Raw genomic sequence first — 11,620 nt, 5'->3', positions numbered from 1 at the left:
CTCTCATGGTGGCTGACCTGCAAAGGGATCGGGGGCCGGGCGGGACCTTCGGTGGGACCATATGCCGAGGCGGATGAAGTGTATGGGTGTTTTCAGCAGAGCGTGGGTACAGTACGGCGGATACTGGGTGTCCTCGATCGCGATTACGTATCCATACATCTTTTTTGACGTCGGCGCCACAGATGCTCTCAGACCTCGAAGCCTTTTTATTGCGTCTGGCGACGGAGCGCGCCGTGCTGGTGACGGTCGGCGCGACGCGCGGCTCCGTGCCGCGCGAAACCGGCGCGTGGATGGCGGTGTTCGCCGGAGCGGCGGGCGGTGCGGTCGGCACCATCGGGGGCGGCCACCTGGAGTGGGATGCGATGCGCCATGCGCGCGAGGCACTGGGGCGCGGGGCCGCTGAGCGGTTCGCCCCCTGGTCGCAGGCGGTCACCCTGGGGCCCAGCCTGGGCCAATGCTGCGGCGGGGCCCTGGTGCTGCATTTCGAGCCTGTGGATGCGTCCTGCCGCGAGGCGCTGCGCCGGCGCCTGACCCACGGCCATGCGCCGCTGGCGCTGTTCGGCGGCGGTCACGTGGGCCGCGCCCTGGTGCAGGCGCTGGCGCCGCTGCCGTTCGACGTGACCTGGATCGACAGCCGCGATGAGGTGTTCCCGCACGACCTGCCGCCCAGTGTGCGCACGGAGTATTCCGAACCGGTGCAGCTCGCGGTGCGCGATCTGGCGCCGCGTTCCAGCGTGCTGATCATGAGCTTCTCGCACGCCGAAGACCTCGACATCGTGGCGGCCTGCCTGCAGCGGCAGCGGCAGCACGGCGATCTGGGCTTCGTGGGGCTCATCGGCAGCAAGACCAAGTGGGCGACCTTCCGGCGCCGCCTGCGCCAGCGCGGCTTCAGCGAGGCCGAGCTCTCGCGCATCACCTGTCCCATCGGCCTGCCGGGCATTCAGGGCAAGGCGCCCGCCGTGATCGCCGCCTCGGTGGTGGCGCAGTTGTTGCTAGTCTGCGAAACCACGTCCGATGCGCATTTGACCTCTTGAATGTTCTCAAAAAGTGTATACACTTTGGCCGACCGGTCGCAGCGGAGCAGGTGTTCCAGGAACACCCAATCGCGGCCCTCAGCCGACTCAGAGCGCCCGCGGTGGTGAGTCGCAAGCCCTGACCTTGCCTTGAGGTGCCATGGAAACTTACCTGCTCGACTGGGCCAATCTGCTGCTTCGCTGGCTGCACGTGATCGTGGCCATTGCCTGGATTGGCTCTTCCTTCTATTTCGTTTTTCTCGACAGCAGCCTGACCCCCCCGGAGGACGAGCAGCTCAAGAAGGACGGCGTCAGCGGTGAGCTCTGGGCCGTGCATGGCGGCGGTTTCTACCACCCGGTGAAGTTCGCGGTCTCGCCGCCCAAGCTGCCCGACCACCTGCACTGGTTCTACTGGGAGAGCTACTCCACCTGGCTCTCGGGCTTCGCGCTGTTTCTCATTTCCTACCTCTGGAGCCCGAGCGTCTACCTGATCGACCCCAAGGTGTTCGAGTGGTCGCCGGCTGCGGCGATCGCCACCGCACTGGGTTTCCTCGTGGTGTTCTGGCTGCTGTACGACGCGATCTGCCGCACGCTGGGCCAGAAGGAGAACGGCGACGCCAAGGTGGGCGCGCTGGTGCTGGTGCTGGTGTGCGCGGCGGCCTGGCTGGCCACCCAGCTGTTCGCCGGGCGCGCGGCCTTCCTGCTGATGGGCGCGATGATCGCCACCGCCATGAGCGCCAACGTGTTCTTCTGGATCATCCCGGGCCAGCGCACGGTGGTGGCCGACCTCAAGGCCGGCCGTCCGGTCGATCCCATCCACGGCAAGCGCGGCAAGCAGCGCAGCGTGCACAACACCTACTTCACGTTGCCGGTGCTGTTCGCGATGCTGAGCAACCACTACAGCTTCACCTACACGCACCCCTACAACTGGCTGATCCTGATCGGCATGATGTTTGCCGGCGCGGCGATCCGCCAGTTCTTCGTGATGCGCCACGGTTACAAGCTGGGCCGCAACCCACACCCCTGGCCTTATGCCGTGGCGGGCGTGGTGGTGCTGATCGCGCTCATCGTCTGGCTCAGGCCGGCCTCGGTGCAGGCCGTGGCGGTGCCCGCCACCGTGAGCTACGCACAGGTCAAGCCGGTGATCGACCAGCGCTGCGTGATGTGCCACGGCGAGGCGCTGCAGTCCAAGAACGTGCGGCTGGACACGGCCGACGGGCTCAAGCAGCACGCGCAGGCGGTGTACCAGCAGGCGGTGGTCACGCGGCTGATGCCGATGAACAACGCGACCGGGCTCACCGAGGAAGAGCGCGCCCTGATCGGCCAATGGTTCAAGGGCGGCGCCAAGACGGAGTGAGGGATGGGCGCTGTGCGTCGGAGGGTATGTGATCTGCGGTAACCTCGTGACCGATTTCACAACCTCCGAGCAGAGCACACCATGAAGACGCAAGCCGCCGTGGCCTGGAAAGCAGGCCAGCCCCTGACCATTGAAACCGTGGACCTGCAGGGTCCGAAATTCGGCGAAGTGCTGGTCGAGATCAAGGCCACCGGCATCTGCCACACCGATTACTACACGCTCTCGGGCGCGGACCCCGAGGGCATCTTCCCGGCCATCCTGGGCCACGAAGGCGCGGGCATCGTGGTGGACGTGGGCCCGGGCGTGACCACGCTCAAGAAGGGCGACCACGTCATCCCGCTGTACACGCCCGAATGCCGCCAGTGCAAGTTCTGCCTGAGCCGCAAGACCAACCTGTGCCAGCTGATCCGCGGCACGCAGGGCAAGGGCCTGATGCCCGACGCCACCAGCCGTTTCAGCCTGGACGGCAAGCCCATCTTTCACTACATGGGCACCAGCACCTTCAGCAACTACACCGTGGCGCCCGAGATCTCGCTGGCCAAGATCCGTGAAGACGCACCGTTCGACAAGGTCTGCTACATCGGCTGCGGCGTCACCACCGGCATCGGTGCGGTGATCTTCACCGCCAAGGTGGAGGCGGGCGCCAACGTGGTGGTGTTCGGCCTGGGCGGCATCGGCCTGAACGTGATCCAGGGCGCGAAGATGGTGGGCGCGGACAAGATCATCGGCGTGGACCTCAACCCGGCCCGCCAGGAGATGGCGCGCAAGTTCGGCATGACGCACTTCATCAACCCCAAGGAGGTGGAGAACGTGGTCGACGCCATCGTGCAGCTCACCGACGGCGGGGCCGACTACAGCTTCGAGTGCATCGGCAACACGCAGGTGATGCGCCAGGCGCTGGAGTGCACGCACAAGGGCTGGGGCCGCAGCATCATCATCGGCGTGGCCGAAGCCGGCGCCGAGATCAGCACGCGCCCGTTCCAGCTGGTCACCGGCCGCAAATGGGAGGGTTCGGCCTTCGGTGGCGCGCGCGGCCGCACCGACGTGCCCAAGATCGTGGACTGGTACATGGACGGCAAGATCAACATCGACGACCTGATCACCCACAAGCTCAAGCTGGCCGACATCAACGAAGGCTTTGCGCTCATGAAGCGCGGCGAGTCCATCCGCGCCGTCGTGGAGTTCTGATGGCCCTGGAGACCTTGAGCGAGCACCGCTGCTTCGGCGGCGTGCAGGGCTTCTACCGCCATGCCTCGACCGAGATCGGCCTGCCGATGAAGTTCGGCGTGTTCGTGCCGCCGCAGGCCGCGCAGGGCCCGGTGCCGGTGCTGTTCTACCTGGCGGGCCTGACCTGCACCGAGGAGACCTTCGCCATCAAGGCCGGCGCGCAGCGCGTGGCGGCCGAGCTGGGCCTGATGCTGGTCTCGCCCGACACCAGCCCGCGCGACACCGGCATCGAGGGTGCCAGCGCGGCCTGGGACTTCGGCCACGGCGCGGGTTTCTACCTCGACGCCACGCAGGCGCCGTGGGCGGCGCATTTCCGCATGGAGAGCTGGGTCACGAAAGAGCTGCGCGAGCAGGTGCTTTCTCAGTTCCCCGCCCGGGCGGACCGCGTCGGCCTCTTCGGCCACTCCATGGGCGGCCATGGTGCGCTCACGCTGGCCTTGCGCCACCCCGGGCTGTACCAGAGCGTCTCGGCGTTTGCGCCGATCGCCGCACCGATGCAGTGTCCGTGGGGTGAGAAAGCCTTCGGCGGCTACCTGGGGGCCGACCGCGCCGCCTGGGCCGGGCACGATGCCACCGAGCTCGTGAAGGCTGGGCGCAAGGCACCGCCCTTGCTGATCGACCAGGGCCTGGCCGACAATTTCCTGGCCGCCCAGTTGCACCCGCACCTGTTCGAGGCAGCCTGCAAGCAGGCGGGCCAGCCGCTCACGCTGCGCCGGCACGAGGGGTATGACCACGGTTACTACTTCATCGCCAGCTTCATCGAAGACCACCTGCGCCACCATGCGCAAACCCTCTGTGCCTGACCCCATGCGCCCACGGCAATTCGATCTCATCGCCTTCGACTGGGACGGCACCCTGTTCGATTCCACGGCGCTCATCACCCGCTGCATCCAGTTGGCGGTGGTGGACGTCGGCGGTGCGCCGCCCACGCGCGAGGCAGCCAGCTACGTGATCGGCATGGGTCTCATGCAGGCCCTGGCCCACGCCGCGCCCGACGTGCCGCCCGACCGGTACCCGCAACTGGGCCAGCGATACCGCCATCACTACATGGCGGCGCAGCACGAGCTGAGCCTGTTCGAGGGGGTGTTGCCGCTGCTGGCCGAGCTCAAAAGCCGACACCACTGGTTGACGGTGGCCACCGGCAAGAGCCGGGCAGGCCTCAACGAGGTGCTGCAGACGGTGGAGCTGCAAGGCGTGTTCGACGGATCGCGCACCGCCGACGAGACCGCCGGCAAGCCCCATCCCCGCATGTTGCACGAGCTGATGCGCGAGTTCGGCGTGGCGCCCGAGCGCACCCTGATGATCGGCGACACCACGCACGACCTGCAGATGGCCGTCAACGCGGGCTGCGCGAGCGTTGGCGTGAGCTACGGTGCGCACGAGCCGACGTCCTTCGGCGAGCTCAACCCCTTGCACGTGGCGCATTCGGTGCGCGAGCTGCACGACTGGCTGAACGCCAACGCCTGAGCCCGCCATGAACATGCCCACCGACGATCCGGTCTACGCGCTGTGCAACAGCCGGGACCTGGTCGATGGGGGGCGCGCCGTGTCGTTCGACGTGGTGTACGCCGGCCAGACCTGCCGCGCGTTTGCGATCCGCTATCTGGGGCAGCCTCACGCCTACCTGAACCGCTGCAGCCATGTGGCGATGGAGATGGACTGGCAGCCCGACCGCTTTTTCGACGACAGCGGCCGCTGGCTGCTGTGCGCCACGCACGGCGCGGTGTACGAGCCCGACACCGGCGCCTGCCAGGGTGGCCCGTGCCGGGGCGGGTTGGTCAAGATCGAGCTGGTGGAGCACGACGGGGTGGTCCACTGGCGGTCACAATACCACCTCAAACCCCTTGAATTCTGAGAGCCTTCGACCATGAACGACGATTTCCCCGGCCCGTCCGCCAACGCCTCCAGCGACCGCACGCCGGGCGTCGCCTGGGAGCGCGCCACCCTCGAGAAACTGGTGTTTGCGACCATTCGCGAGCAGCAGTCCGCGCGCCGCTGGAAGATGTTCAGCCGGCTGCTCTGGCTGGCGGTGTTCGGCGCCATTGCCTGGTTCGTCTACAACAGCAACACCACCACCACGGTGAGCACCCCGCACACGGCGGTGGTCGACATCAAGGGCGAGATCGCCAGCGGTGCCGAAGCCAGCGCGGAGTACGTGGTGGCTTCCCTGCGCTCCGCGTTCGAGGACGAGGGCGCGCAGGCGGTGGTGCTGCTGATCAACTCGCCGGGCGGCAGCCCGGTGCAGGCCGGCATCATCAATGACGAGATCACCCGCCTCAAAGGCCTGCACGGCAAGAAGGTGTACGCGGTGGTGGAGGAAACCTGTGCCTCGGCCGCCTATTACATCGCCGCGGCGGCGGACGACATCTATGTGGACAAGGCCAGCCTGGTCGGCAGCATCGGCGTGCTCATGGACGGCTTCGGCTTCACCGGCCTGATGGACAAGCTCGGGATCGAGCGCCGCCTCATGACGGCCGGTGCCAACAAGGCCATGCTGGACCCGTTCAGCCCGCAGGACGAGGCGCAGAAAGCCTACATCCAGGCCATGCTGGGCGAGATCCACGCCCAGTTCATCGGCGTGGTGAAGAAGGGCCGCGGCGACCGCCTGAAGGAAAACGGCGACACCTTCAGTGGCCTGGTCTGGAACGGTCAGCAGGCGGTGGCGCTCGGGCTCGCCGACGGCCTGGGCAACCTCGACTACGTGGCGCGCGAGATCGTCAAGGCCGAGGAGATCGTGGACTACACGCGCCGCGAGAACGTGGGCCTGCGCCTGGCCAAGCGCTTCGGCGCCAGCATCGGTGAAGGCATGTTCCTGGCGGCCCGTGCCGCCGGTGTGCAGCTGAAGTGAGGCCCCAAGAAGGGGGCGCTCAGCCCCGGTAGCCCTGGGGGTTGGCGCTCTGCCAGCGCCAGGCATCGGCGCACATCTGGTCGAGCGTGTGTTTCGCCTGCCAGCCCAGCAGGCGCAGGGCCAGCGCCGGATCGGCCCAGCACTGGGCCACGTCACCCGCGCGGCGCGGCGCGATCTTGTAGGGCACCGGCCGGCCGCTGGCCTTCTCGAAGGCGCGCACCACGTCCAGCACGCTGTGGCCGTTGCCCGTGCCCAGGTTCACCGTGAAGCTCTCGCCGCGGCGCAGCAGCGCCTGGATGGCAGCCACGTGGCCGGCGGCCAGGTCCTGCACATGGATGTAGTCGCGCACGCCCGTGCCGTCGGGCGTGGGGTAGTCGTTGCCATACACGTTGAGGTGCTCACGCTGGCCCACCGCCACCTGCGCCACATAGGGCATCAGGTTGTTGGGAATGCCTGCCGGGTCTTCGCCGATCAGGCCGCTGGGGTGGGCGCCGACCGGATTGAAATAGCGCAGCGTGCCCACGCGCCAGGCCGGGCGGGCCGCGCACAGGGCGGTGAGCATGTCTTCGATGACCAGCTTGCTGTGGCCGTACGGGTTGGTGTGGCTGCGCGGAAAGTCTTCGGTGATGGGCACGGTGGCCGGGTCGCCGTACACCGTCGCGCTGCTGGAGAACACCAGCGTGGGCGCCAGCGACGGGTCTTCCGCGTGCACGGTCTCCATCGCGCGCAGCAGGCTGACCGCGCCGCCGATGTTGTTGTGAAAGTACTTCAGGGGCAGCGCCACGCTCTCACCCACGGCCTTGTCGCCGGCGAAGTGGATCACACCCACGGGGCGGTGGCGGCGCAGCACGGCCTCGAGCCAGGGCGTGTCCAGCACGTCGCCCTGTTCGAGCGGCATCGTCTGGCCGGTGATCCGCGCGAGACGCTCCAGCACCACCGGGTGGCTGTTGGCGAAGTTGTCCAGCAACACCGGCTCGAAGCCGGCTTCGATGAGGGCCACGGCTGTGTGGCTGCCGATGTAGCCGGCGCCGCCGGTGAGCAGAACTTTCATTCTTTTACTTCTTGTTGGCGGGGTCGGGCTGGCGGCCGTAGATGTCCTCCAGCCGCACGATGTCGTCCTCGCCGAGGTAGCTGCCCGACTGGACCTCGATCATCTCCAGCACCATCTTGCCGGGGTTGTGCAGACGATGCACTTCGCCGATGGGGATGTAGGTCGACTGGTTTTCCGACAGCAGGTAGACCTCCTGTCCGCGCGTGACTTCGGCCGTGCCCTTGACGATGATCCAGTGCTCGGCGCGGTGGTGGTGCTTCTGCAGGCTGAGCGAGGCGCCCGGCTTCACGCCGATGCGCTTGACCTGGAAGCGCTCGCCCATGTCCACGCTGTCGTACCAGCCCCAGGGCCGCGCCACGCGGCGGTGCATCGCCGCCTGCGGCACCTTGCGCTGCGAGAGGTGGGCGACCACGTCCTTGACCTGTTCGGCATGGTCCCGCTGGGCCACCAACAGGGCGTCCGGGGTGTCGATGATCAGCAGGTCTTGCGTGCCCAGGGCCACCACCGTGCGGTCCGGCGCGTGGATGAAGGTGTTGCGCGCGTTCAGCGCGTGGCCCTGCCCGGTGACGCGGTTGCCTTCGCCGTCGGCGGTGCTCAGTTCGGCCACCGCGTTCCAGCTGCCGACGTCGCTCCACTGGCCCTGGAAGGGCACCACGGCCACGTCGTCGTGCGGCTCCATCACCGCGTAGTCGATGCTCTGCGAGCGGCAGGCCAGGAAGGGTTCGGCTTCGGGGCGAACGAAGTGGATCTGTCCCACCTGGTCTTGCCGGGTCTTTGCCATGGCCTGTTCGCACGCCTGCAGGATGTCGGCGGCGTGCTGCCCGAGCGCGGCGAGCAGCGTGCTGGCGCGCGCGAGAAAGATGCCCGCGTTCCACAGCACATTGCCCTGCAGCAGCAGGGCCTGGGCGGCGGCCGGTGCGGGTTTTTCAATGAAGCGGGCCACCTTGCGGCTGCCATCGGCGCGGTGGTCGCCCTGCTGGATGTAGCCATAGGCGCTGCTGGGGAAGCTGGGCATCACGCCGAAGGTGACGATCGCGCCGGCCTCGGCCGCGGGCACGCCCTGGCGGACGGTCTCGGCGAAGGCCGCGGCGTCCGGAATGTGGTGGTCGGAGGGGCAGAACAGCAGCAGGGGGTCGGCGTTGTCCTTGGCGCGGGCAAGCAGGGCGGCCAGTGCCATGGCGGCGGCGGTGTTGCGCGCCGCCGGCTCGAGCAGCACCTGCCCGGGCACGTTCTCCGCTTCGATGGCATCGGCCACGAGGAAACGATGGTCTTCGGCGGCCACGCAGATGACCGGGTTGTCGCACCAGGCGAGGCGGTCCAGGGTCAGCTGCAGCAGGCTTTTGTCACCGACGAGGGGCACGAACTGCTTGGGAAAGCTTTGGCGGCTCAAGGGCCACAGACGGGTGCCGGAGCCGCCGCAAAGGATGACGGGGGTGATGCTCATGCCAGATGGGTGTGGGTTGAACCGGTGGGGCGTGTGCCCCGCTTTCAATCCGCTGCAGTGTAGCCTTTCGATGGACGCCGGCGTGTGCGCCGTTAACATGGTGAGCCTTTCTTCACGAACGAGCGAGCCAAACCAAGATGACGATCCGCAAAGCCGTATTTCCCGTGGGTGGCCTGGGCACCCGTTTCCTGCCCGCCACCAAGGCAATTCCCAAGGAGATGCTGCCGGTGGTGGACAAGCCGCTGATGCAGTACGCCGTGGAGGAGGCCTACGCCGCCGGCATCCGCGAGATGATCTTCGTGACAGGGCGCCACAAGCGCGCGATCGAAGACCACTTCGACACCGCGTACGAACTGGAGATGGAGCTGGAAGCCGCAGGCAAGTCTGCCCTGCTGGAACTGGTGCACTCCATCAAGCCCGACGACATGGACTGCGTCTACGTGCGACAGCCTCGGGCGCTGGGCCTGGGCCATGCGGTGCTCTGCGCCGAACGGCTGGTCGGCAACGAGCCGTTCGCCGTGCTGCTGGCCGACGACCTGATGATGGGCCAGGACCAGGCCCAGGGCGGTGCCACCGTGCTGCAGCAGATGGTGCAGGCTTACGAGTCCAGCCCCGGCACGGTGCTCGCGGTGCAGGACGTGCCGCGTGCCGAGACCCGCCGCTATGGCGTCGTCGATGTGCACGGCGCCAATCAGGCGCTGGCCGAGGTGTTCGCGATGGTAGAGAAGCCGGCGCCTGACGTGGCACCGTCCACACTGGCTGTGGCCGGCCGCTACATCCTCACGCCGGCGGTGTTCGAGAGCATTCGCCGGCAGCCGCGGGGCGCCGGGGGCGAGATCCAGCTCACCGACGGTATCGCGGCCCTGATCGGCCAGGAAAAGGTGCAGGCCTTCCGGTACGCCGGCAAACGCTACGACTGCGGCAGCAAGGAGGGCTTCCTGGAGGCCACCATCGATCTGGCCTTGGCCAATGCCGAGCTCAGCGCATCGGTGCGTGCGCACCTGAAACGTCTGGACGTCTGATTTTTCAAGGGCTTACCGGCCCAGCAGAAACACGCAAGGTGCCTCCAGCGGCAGCTCGCCGGCCAGGGCCGGCGGCTTGCGTTTCCAGTCCTGCACCAGCGCGCTGCGACAGACCTGCTGAGGCAGCGTGAGCGCGCCGCACACGGCCAGGCGTGTGTGGGGGTGCAGTGTCTGCAGGAGGGCCTGCAGCAGGGCCGCGTTGCGGTAGGGCGTTTCGATGAGGATCTGCGTCTGCCCGGTCTTCAGGGCCAGGCTCTCCAGTTCGCGCAGCCGCCGGGTGCGCTCGCTGGTGTCCTGGGGCACGTAGCCGACAAACGCGAAGCTTTGCCCGTTCAATCCGCTGGCCGCCAGGGCCAGCATGAGCGAAATAGGCCCCGTGAGCGGCACGACGCGCAGCCCCAGTGCGTGCGCCGCGCGCACGATGGAACTGCCAGGGTCGGCAATCGCGGGCATGCCGGCTTCGCTGACCAGGCCGATGTCGTGTCCGAGCAGGGCGGGGGCCAGCAGCTCGCGGGCCTGCGCGTCACCTTCCGCCTGTGGAGCATGGTCGCCCTTCTTGTGGGCCGCACGGGGCAGTTCGGCAATTTTTTGGGCCTGCAGGGGTTCGGCCAAGCCACCGAGGGCGTCCACCCGCTTGAGAAACGCCCGCGTGCTCTTGGCGTTTTCGGTGATCCAGTGCGTGAGCCGCCGGGCCGTGGCGAGGGTTTCAGCCGGCAGCCATTCGGCCAGCGACGAGGGGGCGTCCTGCGCGATGCCGAAGTCCAGCGGGGTGGGCACGAGGTAGAGCGTGCCGCGATCTTCGGAGTGAGTGCTCATAGCAGTTTTACTCCGGCGGCTCGAATCAGGCGACAGGTGCGGATGAGCGGCAGGCCCACCAGGGCGGTCGGATCGTCGTTGTCGATGCGTTCGAGCAGGGCAATGCCCAGGCCCTCGCTTTTGGCGCTGCCGGCACAGTCATAGGGTTGCTCTGCCCGCAGGTAATGCTCGATCTCGTCGTCGCTCAGGTCGCGGAACACCACGCGCACCGCGGCGATGTCGCTGTGTTCAAAGCCGGTGGCCTGGCACACCACCGCCAGCGCGGTCTGGAACACCACGGTCTGGCCTCGCATGCGCCTGAGCTGGGCCACCGCGCGTTCATGGGTGCCCGGCTTGCCCAGCGGCTCGCCAGCCAGGTCGGCCACCTGGTCGCTGCCGATCACCACGGCCTGCGGGTGGCGCTGCGCGACGTCGCGGGCCTTGGCGATGGCGAGGCGAAGCGCCAGATCGGCGGGTTTTTCCCCGGCTTGCGGGGTTTCATCGACGTCGGGGGCGACCGCCTCGAAGGGCAAGCCCAGGCGGGACAGCAACTCGTGGCGGTAGCGCGATGTGGAGCCGAGGATGAGGGCGCGGGCCGAGGGATGGGATGACGGATCGGAAGCGGTGGTCATCCCGGTATTCTCCCTGCATTCTTTTACACTGCCCGGATGGTGCGACTCGAAGTCGCTTCATAGTCGTCTACATGACGACATAAAACGATAGCCCGTTTCCTCTATGGAGAAGGCGGGAAACGTCCTCTGAAATGGGGGCAATTTGTGCAGCCGAAAGGCCCTCTCTCGGCTGCAACTGACGGACCCCCACAAGGGTTTCCGAACGTTCGATCGGACTCCCTCGGGACCTGA

Annotated in this window: 12 protein-coding genes; 8 read left to right on the top strand and 4 right to left on the bottom strand. The window is 67.5% G+C overall.

The genetic code is table 11. The annotated features are described in order from the left end of the window. The first annotated feature begins 182 nt into the window (after window positions 1–182). The 7 genes from xdhC (at window position 183) to AC07ZS_RS22255 (ending at window position 6,445) form a co-directional block, all read left to right on the top strand. On the top strand, window positions 183–1,034 hold the full coding sequence (gene xdhC / locus AC07ZS_RS22285) for a xanthine dehydrogenase accessory protein XdhC (protein ID WP_494800718.1): 852 nt from the start codon (window positions 183–185) through the stop codon (window positions 1,032–1,034). Between the two features lie 139 nt (window positions 1,035–1,173). Continuing rightward, window positions 1,174–2,370: a urate hydroxylase PuuD gene (locus AC07ZS_RS22280; protein WP_494800717.1), complete on the top strand. Its 1,197-nt coding sequence runs from the start codon at window positions 1,174–1,176 to the stop codon at window positions 2,368–2,370. A gap of 81 nt (window positions 2,371–2,451) precedes the next feature. Further along, window positions 2,452–3,558, top strand: coding sequence for an S-(hydroxymethyl)glutathione dehydrogenase/class III alcohol dehydrogenase (locus AC07ZS_RS22275; protein ID WP_494800716.1), 1,107 nt, complete (start codon window positions 2,452–2,454; stop codon window positions 3,556–3,558). Then, window positions 3,558–4,400, top strand: coding sequence for an S-formylglutathione hydrolase (gene fghA / locus AC07ZS_RS22270; protein WP_494800715.1), 843 nt, complete (start codon window positions 3,558–3,560; stop codon window positions 4,398–4,400). Before AC07ZS_RS22275 ends, fghA begins: the two co-directional genes overlap by 1 nt. Window positions 4,401–4,404: 4 nt before the next feature. Next, entirely contained in the window at window positions 4,405–5,064 is a 660-nt protein-coding gene (locus tag AC07ZS_RS22265; protein WP_494800714.1) for an HAD family hydrolase, read from the top strand. A 7-nt stretch (window positions 5,065–5,071) separates the two neighbouring features. Continuing rightward, entirely contained in the window at window positions 5,072–5,452 is a 381-nt protein-coding gene (locus AC07ZS_RS22260) for a Rieske (2Fe-2S) protein (protein ID WP_494800713.1), read from the top strand. Between the two features lie 12 nt (window positions 5,453–5,464). Next, a complete protein-coding gene (locus tag AC07ZS_RS22255) occupies window positions 5,465–6,445 on the top strand; it encodes a S49 family peptidase (RefSeq protein ID WP_494800712.1) in 981 nt (326 codons plus the stop codon). Between the two features lie 19 nt (window positions 6,446–6,464). Here AC07ZS_RS22255 and galE read toward each other — a convergent pair whose 3' ends face one another. Continuing rightward, a complete protein-coding gene (gene galE / locus AC07ZS_RS22250; RefSeq protein ID WP_494800711.1) occupies window positions 6,465–7,496 on the bottom strand; it encodes a UDP-glucose 4-epimerase GalE in 1,032 nt (343 codons plus the stop codon). Window positions 7,497–7,500: 4 nt separating this feature from the next. After that, the gene (locus tag AC07ZS_RS22245) at window positions 7,501–8,940 is read right to left on the bottom strand and encodes a mannose-1-phosphate guanylyltransferase/mannose-6-phosphate isomerase (RefSeq protein WP_494800710.1); all 1,440 of its coding nucleotides are present in this window, start codon (window positions 8,938–8,940) and stop codon (window positions 7,501–7,503) included. A gap of 137 nt (window positions 8,941–9,077) precedes the next feature. Here AC07ZS_RS22245 and galU point away from each other — a divergent pair, with 137 nt between their 5' ends. Then, on the top strand, window positions 9,078–9,962 hold the full coding sequence (gene galU / locus AC07ZS_RS22240) for a UTP--glucose-1-phosphate uridylyltransferase GalU (RefSeq protein WP_494800709.1): 885 nt from the start codon (window positions 9,078–9,080) through the stop codon (window positions 9,960–9,962). A 12-nt stretch (window positions 9,963–9,974) separates the two neighbouring features. On the opposite strand, the gene AC07ZS_RS22235 is transcribed toward galU, so the two are convergent. Further along, on the bottom strand, window positions 9,975–10,778 hold the full coding sequence (locus tag AC07ZS_RS22235; protein WP_494800708.1) for an SAM-dependent methyltransferase: 804 nt from the start codon (window positions 10,776–10,778) through the stop codon (window positions 9,975–9,977). Continuing rightward, the gene (locus AC07ZS_RS22230) at window positions 10,775–11,389 is read right to left on the bottom strand and encodes a Maf family protein (RefSeq protein WP_494800707.1); all 615 of its coding nucleotides are present in this window, start codon (window positions 11,387–11,389) and stop codon (window positions 10,775–10,777) included. Before AC07ZS_RS22230 ends, AC07ZS_RS22235 begins: the two co-directional genes overlap by 4 nt. Between the last annotated feature and the right edge of the window lie 231 nt (window positions 11,390–11,620).

This window comes from Hydrogenophaga sp. GW456-12-10-14-TSB4, assembly GCF_059424305.1.
Note: the sequence above shows the minus strand (reverse complement) of the source record. Positions and strands in the feature narration are given on the sequence as shown.

Excerpts from the sequence above, each read along its gene's own strand:
- xdhC (WP_494800718.1), top strand. The coding sequence starts at position 183 with ATGCTCTCAGACCTCGAAGCCTTTTTATTGCGTCTGGCGACGGAGCGC.
- AC07ZS_RS22230 (WP_494800707.1), bottom strand. The coding sequence starts at position 11,389 with ATGACCACCGCTTCCGATCCGTCATCCCATCCCTCGGCCCGCGCCCTC.
- AC07ZS_RS22235 (WP_494800708.1), bottom strand. The coding sequence starts at position 10,778 with ATGAGCACTCACTCCGAAGATCGCGGCACGCTCTACCTCGTGCCCACC.
- fghA (WP_494800715.1), top strand. The coding sequence starts at position 3,558 with ATGGCCCTGGAGACCTTGAGCGAGCACCGCTGCTTCGGCGGCGTGCAG.
- AC07ZS_RS22265 (WP_494800714.1), top strand. The coding sequence starts at position 4,405 with ATGCGCCCACGGCAATTCGATCTCATCGCCTTCGACTGGGACGGCACC.
- AC07ZS_RS22260 (WP_494800713.1), top strand. The coding sequence starts at position 5,072 with ATGAACATGCCCACCGACGATCCGGTCTACGCGCTGTGCAACAGCCGG.
- AC07ZS_RS22245 (WP_494800710.1), bottom strand. The coding sequence starts at position 8,940 with ATGAGCATCACCCCCGTCATCCTTTGCGGCGGCTCCGGCACCCGTCTG.
- galU (WP_494800709.1), top strand. The coding sequence starts at position 9,078 with ATGACGATCCGCAAAGCCGTATTTCCCGTGGGTGGCCTGGGCACCCGT.
- AC07ZS_RS22255 (WP_494800712.1), top strand. The coding sequence starts at position 5,465 with ATGAACGACGATTTCCCCGGCCCGTCCGCCAACGCCTCCAGCGACCGC.
- galE (WP_494800711.1), bottom strand. The coding sequence starts at position 7,496 with ATGAAAGTTCTGCTCACCGGCGGCGCCGGCTACATCGGCAGCCACACA.
- AC07ZS_RS22280 (WP_494800717.1), top strand. The coding sequence starts at position 1,174 with ATGGAAACTTACCTGCTCGACTGGGCCAATCTGCTGCTTCGCTGGCTG.
- AC07ZS_RS22275 (WP_494800716.1), top strand. The coding sequence starts at position 2,452 with ATGAAGACGCAAGCCGCCGTGGCCTGGAAAGCAGGCCAGCCCCTGACC.